The sequence below is a fragment of the Kribbella sp. NPDC051936 genome (assembly GCF_040680955.1).
Classification (GTDB): Bacteria; Actinomycetota; Actinomycetes; order Propionibacteriales; family Kribbellaceae; genus Kribbella.
In genome coordinates this window covers 401,140-418,337 of sequence record NZ_JBFAXS010000002.1, presented here as the reverse complement: position 1 = coordinate 418,337, position 17,198 = coordinate 401,140, and the positions used below count along the sequence as shown (strand labels likewise).

14 protein-coding genes are annotated in these 17,198 nt (G+C 69.6%); 7 read left to right on the top strand and 7 right to left on the bottom strand.

What is annotated here, in order from left to right; translation table 11 throughout:
- Positions 1–137 precede the first annotated feature (137 nt).
- Positions 138–779: a histone deacetylase gene (locus AB0L64_RS07570; protein WP_363708825.1), complete on the top strand. Its 642-nt coding sequence runs from the start codon at positions 138–140 to the stop codon at positions 777–779.
- Here the strand turns inward: AB0L64_RS07570 and AB0L64_RS07565 are convergent.
- Positions 744–2,801, bottom strand: coding sequence for a M6 family metalloprotease domain-containing protein (locus AB0L64_RS07565; protein WP_363708823.1), 2,058 nt, complete (start codon positions 2,799–2,801; stop codon positions 744–746). The genes AB0L64_RS07570 and AB0L64_RS07565 overlap by 36 nt on opposite strands.
- Positions 2,802–3,036: 235 nt before the next feature.
- Between AB0L64_RS07565 and AB0L64_RS07560 the strand changes: the two genes are divergently transcribed.
- Both AB0L64_RS07560 and AB0L64_RS07555 read left to right on the top strand, forming a co-directional pair.
- The gene (locus tag AB0L64_RS07560) at positions 3,037–4,398 is read left to right on the top strand and encodes an NAD-dependent succinate-semialdehyde dehydrogenase (protein ID WP_363708821.1); all 1,362 of its coding nucleotides are present in this window, start codon (positions 3,037–3,039) and stop codon (positions 4,396–4,398) included.
- Positions 4,399–4,483: 85 nt separating this feature from the next.
- Entirely contained in the window at positions 4,484–5,380 is an 897-nt protein-coding gene (locus AB0L64_RS07555; protein WP_363708819.1) for a hypothetical protein, read from the top strand.
- On the opposite strand, the gene AB0L64_RS07550 is transcribed toward AB0L64_RS07555, so the two are convergent.
- Together AB0L64_RS07550 and AB0L64_RS07545 are read right to left on the bottom strand one after the other, a co-directional pair.
- On the bottom strand, positions 5,320–5,985 hold the full coding sequence (locus tag AB0L64_RS07550; RefSeq protein ID WP_363708817.1) for an excalibur calcium-binding domain-containing protein: 666 nt from the start codon (positions 5,983–5,985) through the stop codon (positions 5,320–5,322). The two genes, AB0L64_RS07555 and AB0L64_RS07550, sit on opposite strands and share 61 nt — an antisense overlap.
- Before the next feature lie 78 nt (positions 5,986–6,063).
- The gene (locus AB0L64_RS07545; RefSeq protein WP_363708815.1) at positions 6,064–6,552 is read right to left on the bottom strand and encodes a helix-turn-helix domain-containing protein; all 489 of its coding nucleotides are present in this window, start codon (positions 6,550–6,552) and stop codon (positions 6,064–6,066) included.
- A 65-nt stretch (positions 6,553–6,617) separates the two neighbouring features.
- Here AB0L64_RS07545 and AB0L64_RS07540 point away from each other — a divergent pair, with 65 nt between their 5' ends.
- Positions 6,618–7,154, top strand: coding sequence for a PaaI family thioesterase (locus AB0L64_RS07540; protein WP_363708813.1), 537 nt, complete (start codon positions 6,618–6,620; stop codon positions 7,152–7,154).
- On the opposite strand, the gene AB0L64_RS07535 is transcribed toward AB0L64_RS07540, so the two are convergent.
- The 3 genes from AB0L64_RS07535 to AB0L64_RS07525 form a co-directional block, all read right to left on the bottom strand.
- Positions 7,145–8,416: an aminotransferase class I/II-fold pyridoxal phosphate-dependent enzyme gene (locus AB0L64_RS07535; RefSeq protein ID WP_363708811.1), complete on the bottom strand. Its 1,272-nt coding sequence runs from the start codon at positions 8,414–8,416 to the stop codon at positions 7,145–7,147. The genes AB0L64_RS07540 and AB0L64_RS07535 overlap by 10 nt on opposite strands.
- 43 nt (positions 8,417–8,459) lie before the next feature.
- Complete coding sequence (locus AB0L64_RS07530; protein ID WP_363708809.1) at positions 8,460–10,877, bottom strand: transglycosylase domain-containing protein; 2,418 nt, start codon at positions 10,875–10,877, stop codon at positions 8,460–8,462.
- Positions 10,878–10,991: 114 nt separating this feature from the next.
- The gene (locus AB0L64_RS07525) at positions 10,992–12,029 is read right to left on the bottom strand and encodes an alcohol dehydrogenase catalytic domain-containing protein (protein WP_363708807.1); all 1,038 of its coding nucleotides are present in this window, start codon (positions 12,027–12,029) and stop codon (positions 10,992–10,994) included.
- 101 nt (positions 12,030–12,130) lie between these two features.
- Here AB0L64_RS07525 and AB0L64_RS07520 point away from each other — a divergent pair, with 101 nt between their 5' ends.
- On the top strand, positions 12,131–12,997 hold the full coding sequence (locus tag AB0L64_RS07520) for a helix-turn-helix transcriptional regulator (RefSeq protein WP_363708805.1): 867 nt from the start codon (positions 12,131–12,133) through the stop codon (positions 12,995–12,997).
- A 2-nt stretch (positions 12,998–12,999) separates the two neighbouring features.
- Complete coding sequence (locus AB0L64_RS07515) at positions 13,000–13,401, top strand: cupin domain-containing protein (protein WP_363708803.1); 402 nt, start codon at positions 13,000–13,002, stop codon at positions 13,399–13,401.
- Here the strand turns inward: AB0L64_RS07515 and AB0L64_RS07510 are convergent.
- A complete protein-coding gene (locus AB0L64_RS07510) occupies positions 13,370–15,589 on the bottom strand; it encodes an ATP-binding domain-containing protein (RefSeq protein ID WP_363708801.1) in 2,220 nt (739 codons plus the stop codon). The genes AB0L64_RS07515 and AB0L64_RS07510 overlap by 32 nt on opposite strands.
- Positions 15,590–15,848: 259 nt before the next feature.
- On the opposite strand from AB0L64_RS07510, the gene AB0L64_RS07505 reads away from it, so the two are divergent.
- Positions 15,849–17,198: a ferredoxin reductase family protein gene (locus AB0L64_RS07505; RefSeq protein ID WP_363708799.1), complete on the top strand. Its 1,350-nt coding sequence runs from the start codon at positions 15,849–15,851 to the stop codon at positions 17,196–17,198.

Sequence of the window (17,198 nt, the reverse complement as noted above, 5' to 3'; positions counted from 1 at the left end):
TCCTTGTCGGGGCGGGTGGAGCCTCCCGGCACCTTAGTCTGAACGTTTAACTGACGGAAGGTGAACCGTGCTGTTCAGTTGCAGTGAGTTTCAAACTATTGTGAGCGGGCAGCTGGTGGCCGGCTCACGGAGGTGCGGTGGATCGCGTCTGGTACGTCGCCTACGGCTCCAACCTCGCCCTCGCACGATTCCGCTGCTACCTGTCCGGCGGACGGCCACACGGTGGCGCCCGGGTGTACCCCGGTTGCCGTGATCGCTCCGATCCCGCCCGCTCCGAAGGTGTGCTGGCCCCAGGTGGTCTGGTCTTCGCCGGCGCCTCCAAGGTCTGGGGCGGCGGCTCCGCCTTCTACGACGCTTCCGCGCCCGGTCAGGTCGCCGCGCGCGCGTACCTGCTGACGCCCGGCCAGGTCGGTGACGTCGTCGCGCAGGAGATGCGTCGCGATCCCGGCGGCGAGTTCGCGTGCGACGTGGCGGCGCTGCTGCCCGACGTCGACGCGATCCACACCATAGGCCCCGGCCGGTACGAGACCGTGGTCCGCCTGGGGGAGCGCGACGGCGTACCGATGTTCACCGTCACCCACGACAGCGCCGCGGACCTCGAACCGGTCGCGCCCACCGCGCCGTACCTGCGCTGGATCGCGACCGGCCTGATCGAGGCCCACGGCTGGGCGCTCACGCGCGTGATCGACTACCTGCACGCGGCGCCGGGCGTCGGTCTGGCGTGGACGCCCGGCGCGCTGCGGTCAGCGCTTGACGGCGATGCAGGTGGCGGTCGCTGACTTCGTCGGATCGCTTTCGGAGGTGGCGGTCAGGGTGATCTTGGCGAGCGGACCGGTACCGGCCTTGGTGTGGACGGGGACGGTCACCTGCTGGCCCGCGTTCGCGGTGGCGAGTGCGTTCGGCAGGGAGATCGGCCAGCCGTCGGACTTGGCGGACAGGCGGTAGACGTCGCCCTTCACGTACTGCGTGATGTCCTCGGGGCCTGACGTCGTACCCGCCTTGCCGGTGTTGGTGAGGCTGAAGCTACAGGTCTGGACGCCGCTGCGGTCCGGCTTCGCGACGGTCGGCAGCAGCCGTACGCCGCGCTGCTGGGCGCCCGACCCGTCGAGGGAGCGGATCGCGACGGTGTAGGACAGGATGCCCTGGCGGTCGCGGTGCACGTTGGTGACGTAGAAGTGCAGACGGTTCGCGGTGTCGGTGTACTCGTACTCGCTGCCGGAGTTCGTGCCGGCGTGGAACAGCGCGTCGGACAGCTGCCGGTAGTCGCCGATCGTGATCGGGACCTTCGTGCCGTCGGGCAGCACATAGTCGGTCATGTTGATGTTCTGCGGGTTGGCGTCGATGACCCACTCGAACGGCGCGCGGTCCTGGTTCTTGGTCTTCGCGAGCAGGACCCCGGCGTCGGGCGTGAACGAGTCCGTGCCCATCCGGTCCACCACCTCGACCGTGTAGTTCTGATAGCCGCGGCCGTCGCACATCGGGTCGGTCGCGGTGCTGCACGGTGCGTCGAGATCGCCGGCGCCGCCGAGCTCGATGTTGATCCCGGACAGGTCCTTCGCGCCCGGGTTCACGCTGCGGGCTTTCACGTTCGCGATCACCACTCCCGACGACGCGAGCGCCTCGCGGGACAGCCGCAGCACGTTCTGCTCGTCGACCATCTGCAGCTTGATCTTGTTGCGCAGCATGTGTTGCGCGCCCATCGACGCGCCGCCGGTGGCCGGGATCATCCAGCGGCTGTGCGGTCCGCCGGGGCCGTTGAAGCTGCCCCGGCTGAGCATCTCCCAGATGCCCGTGTACGCGCGCCGGGGCGGGACGCCGTACGGATTGTTGTAGTTGTCGCCGATGCCGAGGATGTGGCTGAACTCGTGCGCGAACACGGCCATCCCGGAGCTCTCCGCCTGGGTCGACGAGCCGCCGCCGGCGTTCGGCCAGATCGACGCGCCCGCGGCCCACGACGTCCAGTCGACGTAGCGGGTGTCGGACCAGTTCGGCAGCGCCGGGTCCGGCGGGCCGAAGTCGTCGGTGACGTCCTCCTTGGTCGGGAACTTCATCATCCCGAACTCCTGCCAGGTGGACGACTCGTCCTGGCCGGCGCTGAGGAAGAACACGAAGTCGTAGCCGGCCGGTACGTCGGGACCCTGGTCGGCGACCCAGGCGGCGCGGCCGTCGGTGCGGATGTCGCGGTCGCAGGTGTCGCCGGCGGGGCAGGCCGTCGGGCCCTGGAACTCCATCGCGTACTCGTGGGACTTGCCCGGCATCCGGTACGGGCCGAACGCGGTGAGGTCGACGCCGTACCGGCCGCCGGAGTCCTCCATCCAGTACTCGTGCAGCGTGTGGCCGTGGTTCAGCGGCTCGGGCTTGTTGAGGAAGTCGTGGTAGAAGCTCGCGACCTGGTCCCGTGGTACGCCGCTCGCGGCGGCGCTCGGGTTGCCGAACACGGTCGAGCCCTTCGGCTGGGTGACCACGAAGTCCTGGTTCGGGTAGTCGAGCAGCACGAGCGCGCCCTTGAAGGTGCGCTGGGATCCCAAGACCTTTGGGTCGGCCCAGTTGGTCCCCGGCGGTTTGACGTAGTCGTCCCACGTCATGTGATCCGGGTTCTCCCAGTTCTGCGGGTCGATCGGCCCCGGCAGACCGCTCGACAGCGTCTTCGCGACGCGCGAGTCCGGCCCCGACTCCTGCCAGGGCTGCTTCTGCGGCCAGTGCGGATACTGCCAGGCGTTCACCGGATCCGGCGGCGCCGCGGGCGCGGCAAGCGCCATCGAGGGCACCGAAACAGCAGCCAGTACGGCGACCAACTGCACAACACGACGAAACTTCCGTTGCTCAGACACGGGCGGGCATCCGATCAATGAGGCGGGACAACGGGCAGCCACGAGCATGCCCCCAAGACACAACTGACACAACACGACCCGGCGCGCTGCACCGCGACTTTGAGCACCCACCAACCAGTTCGCGGCGTCCGAAACGGTTGATGGATGCTCAAAGCAGGATTGCATACAGTATGGTGGCTCTTTGGCTTCTGGATGGAGGTTGCCCATGTACTCGGTTGTCGATCCGGCGCGCGGGGTGCTGGTGGAGGAAGTGGCGAACTCGACGGAGGAGGAGGTGCGGGCGGCGATCGGGCGGGTGCATGCGGCGTACCCGGACTGGCGGCGGCGTGGTGTGGAGGCGCGGGCGGGGATTGTCGCGCGGGCGGCGAAGTTGTTCGCGGAGCGGGCCGACGAGCTCGCCGCGACGATGACGCTGGAGATGGGCAAGCGGGTCAGCGAAGGGCTCGGCGAGGTCGGGATCGTCGTCGACATCTTCCGGTACTACGCGGAGCACGGACCCGCGTTGCTCGCCGACGAGCCGATCGACATCAGGGGCGGGCAGGCGGTCATCACCAAGGGGCCGATCGGCGCGCTGCTGGGGATCATGCCGTGGAACTTCCCGTGCTACCAGGTCGCCCGGTTCGTCGCGCCGAACCTGGTGCTCGGGAACACGATCCTGCTCAAACACGCCTCGATCTGCCCGCGGTCGGCGCGCGCGATCGAGGAGATCCTGCACGCGGCCGGCGTCCCGGCCGACGTGTACGTGAACACGTTCGCCTCGAGCCGGCAGATCCCCGCGATCCTCGCCGACCCGCGGATCGCCGGCGTCTCGCTGACCGGCAGCGAACAGGCCGGCATCTCGGTCGCCGCCGAGGCCGGGAAGAACCTGAAGAAGACCGTGCTCGAGCTCGGCGGCTCCGACCCGCTGATCGTCCTCGACACCGACGACCTGGACGAGACCGTCAACGCCACCGCGACCGCGCGGATGCGGAACTGCGGGCAGTCCTGCAACGCGCCGAAGCGGATGATCGTGCTGGCCGATATCTACGACGAGTACGTCGACCGGCTGACCAAGCGCGTCACGGAGTACTACCTGCCCGGCGACCCGGCCGATCCCGCGACCAAGCTCCCGCCGCTCGCCTCGGCCGCCGCCGCGGACGAGGTCGCCGCACAGGTCGCGAAGGCGGTCGAGCAAGGCGCCACGCTGCGCGCCGGCGGGAACCGGATCACCCCCGGCGCCTACCTCGAGGCCACCGTGCTCACCGACGTCACGCCGGACATGGACGCGTACTACGAGGAGATCTTCGGCCCGGTCGTGATCGTCTTCGCAGCAAGGGACGAGGACCACGCGGTAGAGCTCGCCAACGACACGCCCTTCGGCCTCGGCGCCTCGGTGTGGGGTACCGACCCCGACCGCAACCGCCGCGTCGCCGACCGGATCGACGCCGGCATGGTGTACCTCAACCGGGCCGGCGGCTCGCAGGCGGACCTGCCGTTCGGCGGCATCAAGCGCTCCGGCCTCGGCCGCGAGCTCGGCCCGGCCGGCATCGAGGAGTTCATGAACAAGAAGTCCATCCGGCTCGGCTGACAGGCGGCGCTCCGTCCGGTCGGCGTCGGTGCGTGAACGGGCGCATACTGACGGCACCAGGGAGCTCGTCGCGAGGGGGCCGCGGATGACCGTGCCGGGTGGTTACGCCATCAAGACCTATCGGTACCTGCGGATGGCGATGGTGGCCATGATCGCCCTGCTCGCCGTGTCGCTGGTGATCGAGTGGTCCACGACTGATCCGCACTGCCTGCAGACCTCGATCAGCGCGTACTACTACACGCCGGTGCGGGCGATCTTCGTCGGCTCGTTGATCACCATCGGCGTCTGCATGGTGGTGCTGAAGGGCAACACCGAGCCGGAGGACATCCTGCTCAACGTGGCCGGCATCCTCGCGCCGGGCGTCGCGCTGGTGCCGACGCCGGGGCAGGGCCGGTGCCACTCGGTGCCGGTCGTGCTCGGTGACGCGGCCGCGAACGTCACCAACAACATGCTCGCGGTCTTCGTGGTCGGCGTACCGTGCCTGCTGCTGGCCGGCGTCTTCATCGTCCGGGACCGGATCCGGCAGCCCGCCGGCTGGACGCCGATGTACGTGCTCGGTCTCGCGGTCGCGGCGCTGATCTTCGGCGGCGGGCTGGCCTGGTTCCTGGTCGACCGGTCCGGGTTCATCGGCGACGCGCACTACGCGGCCGCGATCGTGATGTTCGGGTGCATCGTGGCGGTCGTCCTGCTGAACGCCGAGCAGTTCCGGCGCAAGCAGCGCACGCACGCGGTCCGGCACTCACCGGCCAACCGGTACTCCGTGATCGCGGCGGCGATGGTCGTCGTACCGCTGCTGATGGTCGGCTGGAAGAAGGTCTTCGGCTGGGAGCATGCCGTGCTGTGGATCGAGGGCACGCTGATCGTGCTGTTCGCCGCCTTCTGGATCAGCCAGACGCAGGAGCTGTGGAACGAGGGCCTGCGTCAGGAGTTGCCGCGGTCGCAGGCCACGCCGTCGCCGTTGCGGTCGAGCGCCGCCGAGTAGCCGGGATCGCCGCGGTGCAGCGGTGCCGCGCCGGCCGCGCGCGCCTCGGCGCAGCTCTTGTACACGGCCGCCCCGGTGGTGACCGGGACCGTGGTCGGCGTCGGCTCCGTCCGCGAGTTCGTCGGTGACGGCTCGGCCGGCTTCGGCGTCACACTCGGCGTCCGGCTTTCCGACGGCTCCGCTGACGGCGTCGTCGTCGGCGTCGGTACCGAGCTCGGCTCGGTCGAGCGCAGAGTCGACGGCTCGGTGGTCGCGGTCGGCCCGGTGGTCGACGGCTCCGTGACCGGCGTGCTGGTCGGCGCCGACGTGGGCTCCGAGGTCCGCACGGGCGCCGTGCTCGCGGACTCGTCGCCGTTGCCGAACGGGTTGAGCAGCACCAGCGTGATCAGCGCAAGCGGTACGGCCGCGATCGCGCCGACCTTGATCCTGCCCGGTCCGCCGTATCTGCCGATCGGGCCGCGAACCCGCTTGCCGGACTCGTCGACCCAGAAGGCCCATCCTGCCGGTGCGGGCGGCCACGACTCGGGCGGCTGCCAGCGTTTCGGTGGTCTCCAGCGTGCGGTCGGCGGGTCGGGCCAACCGGGCGGTGCGTTGAACTGCCTCACTCTTCCTCCCCCAGTACCCGCAGAAGACTAGCGAGTGACGGGTCACAGGGAGACATCAGGGCCGAAAATCCCTGTAAATTAGGCGCTTGCCCGTCGGCGGGCGCCCGGACCCGGTCGCGGTACGGCGTCGCGCGGTGACACCACGCGATGGCCCGACGCGCAGCGGATCTCGGTCTGGACCGAGGCGCCGCAGTCGCGGTGTTCGATGCTGAGCGGCGAGCCCTCGGGGCCGGCGAGGTACTTGTCGCCCCAGTCGCGGATCGCGATCAGCACCGGGTACAGGTCGAGCCCCTGCTCGGTGAGGCGATACTCGTACCGCTGCCGCGCGCCCGGTTCGCGGTACGGCGTCCGTCGCAGGATGCCGTGCTCGACGAGTGTGGCGAGCCGGTTGGACAGCACCTGCCGCGGGATGTCGGTGCGGACCCGGAGGTCGTCGAACCGGCGGATGCCGTTGAACACCTCGCGCAGCACGACCACGGTCCAGCGTTCCCCGATGATCTCCATGGCGCGGCCGATCGGGCAATTCGCGACCGACCAGTCCAGCGCGTTGTACGTCGTACCAGTCATACCCGCATCGTAGTGAGGTCTAGGTCTCGTTGACAGACCCAGGTGGGCGGTGTGAGGCTCGGTCCATGACGGAGACCCAGGAAGCGACCCAGGAAGCGGCGCAGCAGGCGACCCGGAGCCGCACGTTCTCGTGGTCGGACCCGGCACAGACCGCGGCCCGGGTCGGCCGGTCGTCGGGGCTGGAGATGTTGCGGGCGATGCGCGACGGGGACCTTCCGGCGCCGCCGATCCTGCACCTGGTCGGCGGGTCCGGCATCGAGGTCGAGGAAGGCAAGGTCACGGTGCTGATGCCGGTGGCCGAGTTCCACTACAACCCGCTCGGCACGGTGCACGGCGGCGTGATCGCCACCCTGCTCGACACCGCCGCCGGGTGCACCGTCCACTCGACGCTGCCGCCCGGCGTCGGCTACACCTCGCTCGACCTGATGACCCGCTTCGTCAGGCCGGTCACGATCGACTCAGGCCTGCTCCGCTGCGAGGGCGGGATCATCAGCCGCGGTCGTCGTACGGCGGTCGCCGAGGCGCACCTGTACGACGAACGCGGCAAGCTCCTCGCCCACGCGACGTCCAACTGCCTGATCTTCGACCTGCCTCAGGCCTGACGGTCCTGGTCGGCGAGCAGCTTCTCGCTCGCCACCAGCCGGACGCAGGTCGCCAGGCCCGCGATCGCCGTCTCGACCTCGGGCAGCTCCGGGTACGTCGGGGCGATCCGGATGGTCTGGTCGGTCGGGTCGTCGCCGTACGGATGCGTGGCGCCGGCGGGCGTGATCGCGATCCCGGCGGCCTTCGCCTTCGCGACCACCTCGCGCGCGCAGCCCTCGGGGACCTGCAGGCTGACGAAGTAGCCGCCGGCCGGAGCGGTCCAGGAGGCCAGGCCGGTGCCGCCGAGCTCGGCGGTGAGGATCTTGTCGACCGCGTCGAACTTCGGCCGGATGAGCTCCGCCAGTGTCCGCATGTGCTCGTGCAGGCCGTCGGCGTCGCGGAGGAACTGCACGTGCCGCAGCTGGTTGATCTTGTCCGGGCCGATGCTCCGCTTGACCGTGTGGCCGAGCCACCACTCGATGTTCGCCGGCGAGGCCCCGAAGAACGCGACGCCGGCGCCGGCGAAGGTGATCTTCGAGCTCGAGCCGAACACGAACGGCCGGTCCGGGTGCCCGTGCTCGGCGCTCAGCGCGAGGATGTCGGCGAGCTGCGCGGGGGAGTCGGTCAGGTGGTGGACGGCGTACGCGTTGTCCCAGAAGATCCGGAAGTCCGGCGCCGCGGTCTCCATCGCGGCCAGCCGCCGGACCGTCTCGTCGGAGTACACGGTGCCGTCCGGGTTGCTGTACTTCGGCACGCACCAGATGCCCTTGATCGCGGCGTCCTCGGCGACCAGCCGCTCGACCACGTCCATGTCCGGGCCCTCGGGCGTCATCGGCACCGGGACCATCTTGATGCCGTACCGCTCGCAGATCCCGAAGTGCCGGTCGTACCCCGGGACCGGGCACAGGAACGTCAAACCCTCCACGTCGGCCCACCGCTGCTCGGCGCCCGGCACCTTGCCGAGCAGCGCGAACACGACCGCGTCGTGCATCAGCTCGAGGCTCGAGTTCCCGGCCGCGAGCAGCTGCTCCACCGGCACCTGCAGGTCCGCGGCGAAGATCGCCCGCACCTCGGGCAGGCCGTTCAGCCCGCCGTAGTTGCGCAGGTCCGTGCCGTCCGCGCTCACCGGCTCACCGCTCAGGCCGAGCACCCCGTTGGCCGCGTCGAGCTGCTTCGGCGACGGCTTCCCCCGCGTCAGATCCAGCTTGAGCCCCTTCGCCACCAGCGCTTCGTAGTCCTGGCGCGCACGCTCGACCTGGGCAGTCAGCTCATCCACACTCACGGGGGGTCCTTTCACAAGTACTAGGTGTTGGACCCCAGCCTAGTCAGCGGCGATTGCACTTGGGGTAGCGCGGGTCCCATGGTGGGCAGGTGGGCCAGCCCGGCGGGGGTTTGATGGTCGGCGGCGGGGTGCCCGGCGGGACCGGCGGGGTGACCGGGGGCGTCGGGGGCTGGGCCTTGCTTCCATTGGAGATGTAGAGCAGGACCGTGGAGCCTTCGGGGGCGCCGTCCTCCTGCCGCGGGGTCGTCCACGCCACCGTGCCGGCCGGAGCGTCCGAGTCGACCTGGGGCCCGTGGCTCATCTGGACCTTGAAGCCCATCGACAGCAGCTTCGCGGCCGCGTCCGCGGGCGTCATGCCCTTCAGGTACGGCAGGTCCTTCACGTTGCCGCGGATGATCTTGTCGTCCGGCTTCACGAACTTGCTCGTCGGCAGGCCCTGCAACGCTGCCTGCATCGCGGCTTGCCAGATCGGGCCGGCGGTGCCGGAACCCGAGGCGTCCTTGAGCTTCTGGCCGTTGAAGACCTGGCCGATCAGGTTCTTCGCCGGCGGGTCGGCGTCGGCGACCACGGACGCGGCCGCGAGCTTCGACGAGTACCCGGCGAACCAGACCGCCATGTTCTCGTCGATCGTGCCGGTCTTGCCGGCCAGGTCGCTCTTGCCGAACTTCAGCTTGGCGCCGGTGCCGCCCTTGGCCATCACCTGCTGCAGGACGTAGTTGACACCGTCCGCGACGCCCGGCGACAGCACCCGGTGGCAGTTCGGGCCGGGGGTCGGGATCGCCTTTCCGGTCTTCAGCGAGGCGATCGCCGTGATGATCTGCGGGGTGCAGTACATCCCGCGGGCGGCGAACGTCGCGTACGCGTTGGACAGCATCAGCGGCGTGATCAGACCTGCCGAGCCGAGCGTGAACGACACCACCTGATCGAGCGGCTTGAGCGTCTGCGCGTTGTACATGCCGAGCTTGGAGGCGATCGTGGCGATCGGGCAGATGCCGATCTGCTGCGAGAGCTGCAGGAAGTATGTGTTGGTGGAGGCGCGGGCCGCGTCGACCATCGAGGGGTCGAGGACGGTCTTCGTGGAGTTCTTCGGGTTGTACGAGTCGTCGGCCACCGGGCCGTTGCAGGTGCTGAAGTTCTGTCCGCTGAGGTCGATCGTCTGCGGCGAGCGGATCCGGTACGTGGTCGGCACGCCCTTGGCGATCGCGGCGGCGATTGTGAACGCCTTCATCGTCGACCCGTTCTGGAACCCGCCGAACCCGCCGGGGTAGGTCTTCTCGACGTTGTAGTTGTACGCCGTCTGGCCCTTCTTCGCGCCGTACTGCCGGCTCTGCGCCATCGCCTTCACCAGGCCGGTGCCCGGCTCGACCATCGTGATCGCGGCGACCGCCTGGTCGCCGGCCTTCGAATGCTGCGCGATCGCGGTCTGAGCGGCGGTCTGCATCTTCCGGTCGAGCGAGGTCTTGATCACCAGGCCCGAGGTCTCGATGTAGTTCTCCCGCTCTTCCGGGGTCTTGCCGAACGCGTTGTTCGCCTTCAGCTTGGACACGACGTACTCGCAGAAGAACGGGTACGTCGAGTTCGCGCAGCCGCTCGGGATCACGCGGACCTTGGCCGGGTCGATCACCGGTGTCTTGATCGCGTCCGCGGCCTGCTTGGCGGTGATGACGTTCAGCTCCTGCATGCGGCGCAGGACGACGTCGCGGCGGGCCTTGGCGCGCTTCGGGTTGTCGATCGGGTCGTAGCCGGTCGGGTTCTTCACCAGGCCGGCCAGCATCGCGGCCTGCGGCAGTGTCAGCTTGGCGGCGTGCACGCCGAAGTAGTGCATGGCCGCGGCCTCGACGCCGTACGACCGGTCGCCGAAGAAGGCCAGGTTCAGGTAGCGGTTCAGGATCTCGCTCTTGCTGACCTCCTTCTCGACCGCGATCGCGTAGCGCAGCTCGGCGACCTTCCGCTCGTAGGTCTCGGCGGTGGCCTGCTTGACCTCTTCCGGCGTCCGGGCCTTGTTGATCAGGCTCAGCTTCACGTACTGCTGGGTGATGCTCGAGCCGCCCTGCTGGACGCCGCCGGAGGACTGGTTGCGCAGCAGCGCGCGCAGGGTGCCCTTGAAGTCGAGTGCGCCGTGCTCGTAGAAGCGGTCGTCCTCGATCGCGACGATCGCCTGCAGCATCACCGGGCTGATCTGCTTCAGCGTCACCGGCGTCCGGTTCTGCTGGTACAGCGTCGCGATGACCTTGCCGTCGCTGTCCTGGATGATCGACTTCTGCGCCAGCGGTGCCGTCTGCAGGTCCTGGGGCAGGTACTGCACGCTGTCGTGCGCCGCGGACGTGGTCACACCGGCCAGACCGGCGAACGGAAGGGCCAGTCCGGCGGTCAGCGCGCCGGCGAGCGCACTGACCGCGAGGAACACGAACACGGACCACACGACATTGGGCCGCTTGGCCCGCCGCTCGCCTCTGTGCATGGTTGGGCAGAGTACGTGAGGGAAGGGGTTCCCGGCAGCTCAGGTGTCACGGAATTTACTCACTTGAATGACAATCTCACCCTCAGTGACGAATTCCTCACTGTTCGCCGATCGTCAGGGCTCGATGAGAACCTTCAGCGCCATGCGCTCGTCCATCGCGCGGTAGCCGGCCGGGATCTCGTCGAAGCCGACGGTCCGGTCGAACACCTTGCCGGGCGCAACGGAGCCGTCGAGGACGCCGGGGAGCAACCGCTCGATGTACGCGCGGGCCGGCGCCGGGCCGCCGGTGAGCGTGAGGTTCGGCAGGAAGAGCGTGCCGAAGCCGATCGGCGCCTCGTCGTACTGCGGCACGCCGACGCGACTGATCACCCCGCCCGCGCGGACCACGCCCAGCGCCTGCTCGTACGCCGGCAAATGGCCGACCGCCTCGAGGACCACGTGCGTACCGTCGCCGCCGGTCAGTTCGCGGACCTTCGCGATCCCTTCCGCGCCGCGCTCGGCGACCACATCGGTCGCGCCGAACTCGACCCCGAGATCCGTGCGGTCCTTGTGCCGGCCCATCAGTACGATCCGCTCCGCCCCGAACTGCTTCGCGGCGAGGACGGCGAGCAGCCCGACCGCGCCGTCGCCGATCACGGTGACCGTGGTCCTCGCCGAGACGCCGCCCTTGAGCGCCGCGTGGTACCCGGTGCCATAGACATCGGACAGTGTCAGCAGCGACGGCAGCAGCGCGGGGTCCTCACCGCCGGGCACCTTGACCAGCGTGCCGTCCGCCAGCGGTACCCGGACCGCTTCGGCCTGTCCGCCGTCGACGCCGTTCGCGTTCCAGAAGCCGCCGTGGCGGCAGGAGGTCTGCAGTCCCTCCCGGCAGAAGTCGCAGGTCCCGTCCGACCACGCGAACGGCGCGATCACGAAGTCGCCCTTGCGCAGCGTGGTCACGTCCCGCCCGACGTCCTCGATCACGCCCACGAACTCGTGGCCCATGGTCTTGCCGACCGGTGTCGCGGGCAGGTTGTGGAACGGGTGCAGGTCGCTGCCGCAGATACAGGACCTGACGACGCGTACCAGCGCGTCTGTTGGTTGCTGGATCACCGGATCTGGTACGTCGATGACACGCACATCACCGGCGCCGTACAGATAAGTAGCTCGCATGGCTCCAGTGAAGGACGCCGTACGGCGACGTGGCAGTGCCTGTCGTTCCAGGTAACGCCAGTGCCTCCTTCGGGTCCCGCGCGGTCCGTAGGCTGGACGACATGGACCACCGAGCGGAGATCAAGGAGTTCCTCAGTTCCCGCCGCGCCCGCCTCAGCCCCGCGCAGGCAGGCCTGCCGGCGTACGGCGGCAACCGCCGCGTGAAAGGGCTGCGGCGCGAGGAGGTCGCCCTGCTCGCCGGTGTCTCGGTGGACTACTACGTCCGGATGGAGCGCGGGAACCTTGCCGGCGCCTCCGACAGCGTGCTGGAGGCGCTCGCCCGGGCACTTCAGCTGGACGAGGCCGAGCGCGATCACCTGTTCACGCTCGCCCACGAGTCGGACGCGACCCCTGTCCGCCGGCGCGCTCCGAGCCGGGGTGTCCGCCCGGCCCTGCAGCAGGTCCTCGACGCGATCACCGACTCGCCGGCGTGGATCCGCAACGGCCACCTGGACATCCTGGCGGCGAACCGGATGTCGCGGGCCCTGTACACGTCGATGTTCGCCGATCCGCACCGGCCGCCGAACACCGCCCGCTTCACGTTCCTCGACGCGGCCTCGCAGGAGTTCTTCGTGGACTGGGACCGGGCCGCCGACGACATCGCCGCGGTCCTGCGATTGCAGGCCGGCAAGAACCCGCACGACAAGGCGCTCAGCGATCTGATCGGTGAGCTGTCGACCCGCAGCGAGACGTTCCGGACCCGCTGGGCGGACCACAACGTCCGCTTCCACCGCTCCGGGCGCAAGAAGCTGCACCACCCGGTGGTCGGCGACCTCGAGATCGACTTCGAGGCGATGGACTTCCCGTCCGACCCAGGGCTCGCCATGGTCGTCTACACCGCGCCGGCCGGCTCGCCGACCGCGGACGCGCTGAAGCTGCTGGCCAGCTGGGCGGCCACCCAGGAAACCGTTGCTCACGACAAGGAATAGCTGTGCAGATCCTTCCCAAACCGCCGACCGCCAAGGGACCCGCGGAGTGGTTCACCGGTGACGTCTGGTTCGACGTGATCATCCGCGGCGAGGCCCCGTCGCGCGTCCGGGTGAACACCGTCCGGTTCGCTCCGGGCGCCCGGACCGCCTGGCACCGGCACGCCAACGGCCAGACCTTGCACGTCACCGACGGCGTCGGCCTGATCCAGTCCCGCGGCGGTCCGGTCACCGTGATCCGCCCCGGCGACGTCATCTACACGCCGCCGGGGGAGTGGCACTGGCACGGTGGCTGCCCGGACAACTTCATGGTTCACACCGCGATCTGGGAAGGCGTCGACAGCGACGAGCCCGAGACCGAGTGGGGCGAGCACGTCACCGACGCGGAGTACGTCGTACCTGAGTGAGCACCTCCGGGAGGTCGCCGAGGACGACCAGTCGTTTGGTTGCGCGGGTGATCGCGACGTAGAGGTCGGACAGGCCGCGGTCGGACTCGGCGACGATGCCGGCCGGGTCGGCGATCAGGACCGCGTCGAACTCCAGGCCCTTGGACTGCGCTACGCCGAGCAGCGCGACCGGGCCGTCGAGAACCGACGGGTCGTGGCCGTGGGCAACAGCCGGGAGGGCGGCGGCGAACTCGTCGTACCGGCCCGCCGGGACGATCACCGCCAGTCGGCCGTCGCCGATCTCGCTCCGTTCGAACTTGACCGCGGTGCGGACCGAATCGGTGAGGCACGTGGCCGGGACCGGGTCGAGGATGGGCTCGGTGCCGGTCTCGCGGACCGACGTCGGCGGGGTCAGTGCCGGGTCGATCGCGCCGAGGACGTCGGCGGCGACGGTCATGATCTCGGACGGGGTGCGGTAGTTGACGGTGAGCTCGGCGGTGCGCCAGCGGCGCGGGGCGTAGTGGTCGAGGAGCTCCGCCCAGGACCGGACGCCGGCCGCGGATCCGGTCTGCGCGATGTCGCCGACGATCGTCATCGACCGCCGCGGGCAGCGGCGCATCAGCATCCGCCAGTCCATCGCGGACAGCTCCTGGGCCTCGTCGACGATCACGTGCCCGAACACCCAGCTGCGGTCGTACACGACGCTGTCGGTGCGGCCCGCGGGATCGTCGAAGACGCGCGTGCGCTGGGCGACCAGGTCCTTGAACTGCTCGATCTCCCAGGGTTCGATCGTGATCCGCTCGGCGGTCAGTTCGAGGTCGACGATGCCGTGCGCGTACACCCGGCTCGCCTCCGCCGCGGCGGATTCCTCGGCCGCCCGGCGTTTGCGTCCGACCACGACCTCCGCGGTCTCGCCGAGCAGCTCGGCCGCCTCGTCGAGCAGGGCGGCGTCCGACGGAGCCCAGCCCGCGGTGAGTGGTCGCAGTACGGCGGCACGCTCCGCCCCGGTGAGATGCGGCGCCGCGGCGGCCAGTCGATCGTCGGAGGAGAGCAGGACGGAAACGAGGAGCTGTGGCGTGAGCTCGGGCCACAAGCGGTCGAGCAGCTGCAGCACCCGCTCGTCCTCGAACAGTTCCCGCTGGATGTCCTCGATGTCCGCCTCCCCGACGTACTGCCGGCCGATGCGGTCGACGACCTGGTTGGTCAGGGTCTTGAGGATGCGCCGGACGAAGAGCGGCCGGGCCCGGTTGTGCAGCGGTTGCGCCGCGAGCGCTGCCTGCTGCGCCGTGCGGATCGCGGCGGGCCGGAGCACCAGCTCGTCCTGGTCGACCTTCAGCCGGATCGGCTCGGCAGGAACCACCCGGAAGCCGGCGATCGCCTGGGCGATCACCTCCGCCATGGCCGGGTTGCCCTTGATCCGCGCCGCGTCGGCCGGCTCCGGCGCGGAGGCGACGACGCCCGGGAACATCTCGCTGATCGTCGCGAGCACGACGTCGTTCTCGCCGAGCGATGGCAGCACCTGGTCGATGTAGCGCAGGAACGTGCTGTTCGGGCCGACGACCAGGACGCCGCTCCGCCCGAGCTGCTCGCGATGCGTGTAGAGCAGGTACGCCGCCCGGTGCAGCGCGACCACGGTCTTGCCGGTCCCCGGGCCGCCCTGCACCACCAGCACCCCGGGCAGTCCGGAGCGGATGATCTCGTCCTGCTCGGACTGGATGGTCGCGACGATCTCGTTCATCCGCCCGGTGCGGCTCGCGCCGAGCGACGACAGCAGCGCCGCCTCGCCGATCAGCGTGCCGCGTTCGCCGTCTCCCAGTGCTTCGGCGTCCAGGAGGTCGTCGTCGATCCCGGCCACGGTCCGGCCGTGCAGGCGGATGTGCCGCCGGCGTTTGACGCCGAGCGGCTCGGCGGCGGTGGCCTGGTAGAACACCTGCGCCACCGGCGTCCGCCAGTCGATCAGCAGCGGGTTGTAGTCGTCGTCGAACAGGCCGATCCGCCCGATGTGGAACCGTTCGCCGGCGGTCTCGTCGATCCGCCCGAAACACAATCCGCGTTCGACCGACGACAATTGCGAAAACCGCCCGGAGAACAGGTCCGTGAACGATTCGCGCTCCGACCAGGCCTGATCCGTCCCGGTGGTTTCCTCGACCTGAACGCGGCCGAGTTCGCCGCGGGCCTTTTCTCGCAGCACGTCGAGCCGCTTGTACATGATGGTCACTTCGCCTTGCTCAGCAGCGATCTCCTGCTCCAGCACCCCTGCCCCCGATCGATTCTTGCTTTGCCCGGAAAGCTCTGATATTCTGAACTCAGAAGCCCGAAGAGGGCTTCTTTTTTGTTTTTCGGCAGAAACACTCAACGATATCTATTTCCGTGCCGGCCGGCAACCGCCGGCGCCAAACGGGCGCTTCACAGCCGACTCACAGGCAAGCCGAAGGACGCACTCAGCCGGCGCCGCGACACTGGCGTGCATGCGGTCTCGTAACGACAGCGCCGTACGGCTCGGCGCGCTGGCAGCTCTGTGGCTGAGCCTGCTGCTCGTCATGTACTGGTGGGTCGCCGACGGCGGTGTGCAGGAGCTCGGCGGCTGGGCGACCGGCCTGACCTCGGCCGGGCGGATCACCGGACTCGCCGCGTCGGTGCTGCTGCTCGCGCAGGTCGTGCTGATGGCCCGCGTACCGGTGCTGGAATCGGCCTTCGGGCAGGACCGCCTCGCGCGGATCCACCGCGTCACCGGCTTCACGTCCTTCAACCTGATGCTGGCGCATGTCGTCACGATCACCTGGGGCTACGCGGCGGGGGAGTTGCACCGGACTCCTTCGACGCTGTGGGACCTGACGGTCGACTACCCGGGTATGCTGCTCGCGGTCGGCGGCACGATCTGTTTGTGCCTGAGTGTGCTGACGAGCATCAGGGTGGCCCGTCGCCGGATCCGGTACGAGTCGTGGCATCTCCTGCACCTCTACGCGTACCTCGGAGTCGGGATCGCGCTCCCGCACCAGTTGTGGACCGGCCAGGAGTTCCTGTCGTCGACCGGGCGGACCGTGTTCTGGTGGACGGCCTGGGCGGTCGCCGCCGCGGCCGTGCTCGCCTTCCGGGTCGGCGTACCGATCCACCGCAACGTGCGGCATCGGCTCCGGGTGACCGCCGTCGTACCGGAGGGCGCGGGGATCGTGTCCGTGTACGTCGCCGGGCGCCGGCTGGACCGTTTGCGGGCCGAGGCCGGGCAGTTCTTCTCGTGGCGGTTCCTCGGGCGGCCCGGCTGGACGCGGGCGAACCCGTACTCGCTGTCCGCCGCGCCTGACGGTCGAGGTCTGCGCATCACGGTGCAGGACGCGGGGGACGGTAGCGCGGCCGTCAATTCGCTGCTGCCGGGAACGCGGGTGCTGATCGAAGGACCGTACGGGCGGATGAGCCCGCGGGCCCGGACCCGGCGCAAGGTCGCGCTGATCGGCGCGGGTGTCGGCGTGACGCCGCTGCGGGCGCTCGCCGAGGGACTCGACTACGCGCCGGGCGACGCGGTGCTGGTGCAGCGGTACACGGACCAGCAACTCTTCCACGACGAGTTCCAGGCGTTGTGGCGGGACCGTGGCCTGTCGTTGCTGACGCTGCCGGGATCGCGGCGGCGCCCGGACTCGTGGTTCGGCGCCGGCGTGCGGGAGTACGACGACGTACAGGCGCTTCTGCAGTGGATCCCGGACATCGCCGAGCGCGACGTGTACCTGTGCGGACCCGAGGCGTGGACCGCGTTGGTCAGCTCCAGCCTCACCGCCGCCGGCCTGCCGGCCGAGCGGCTCCATCTCGAGACCTTCAAGTGGTGA

Excerpts from the sequence above, each read along its gene's own strand:
- AB0L64_RS07540 (WP_363708813.1), top strand. The coding sequence starts at position 6,618 with ATGACGGAGACCCAGGAAGCGACCCAGGAAGCGGCGCAGCAGGCGACC.
- AB0L64_RS07505 (WP_363708799.1), top strand. The coding sequence starts at position 15,849 with ATGCGGTCTCGTAACGACAGCGCCGTACGGCTCGGCGCGCTGGCAGCT.
- AB0L64_RS07545 (WP_363708815.1), bottom strand. The coding sequence starts at position 6,552 with ATGACTGGTACGACGTACAACGCGCTGGACTGGTCGGTCGCGAATTGC.
- AB0L64_RS07555 (WP_363708819.1), top strand. The coding sequence starts at position 4,484 with ATGACCGTGCCGGGTGGTTACGCCATCAAGACCTATCGGTACCTGCGG.
- AB0L64_RS07510 (WP_363708801.1), bottom strand. The coding sequence starts at position 15,589 with ATGTACAAGCGGCTCGACGTGCTGCGAGAAAAGGCCCGCGGCGAACTC.
- AB0L64_RS07560 (WP_363708821.1), top strand. The coding sequence starts at position 3,037 with ATGTACTCGGTTGTCGATCCGGCGCGCGGGGTGCTGGTGGAGGAAGTG.
- AB0L64_RS07530 (WP_363708809.1), bottom strand. The coding sequence starts at position 10,877 with ATGCACAGAGGCGAGCGGCGGGCCAAGCGGCCCAATGTCGTGTGGTCC.
- AB0L64_RS07525 (WP_363708807.1), bottom strand. The coding sequence starts at position 12,029 with ATGCGAGCTACTTATCTGTACGGCGCCGGTGATGTGCGTGTCATCGAC.
- AB0L64_RS07520 (WP_363708805.1), top strand. The coding sequence starts at position 12,131 with ATGGACCACCGAGCGGAGATCAAGGAGTTCCTCAGTTCCCGCCGCGCC.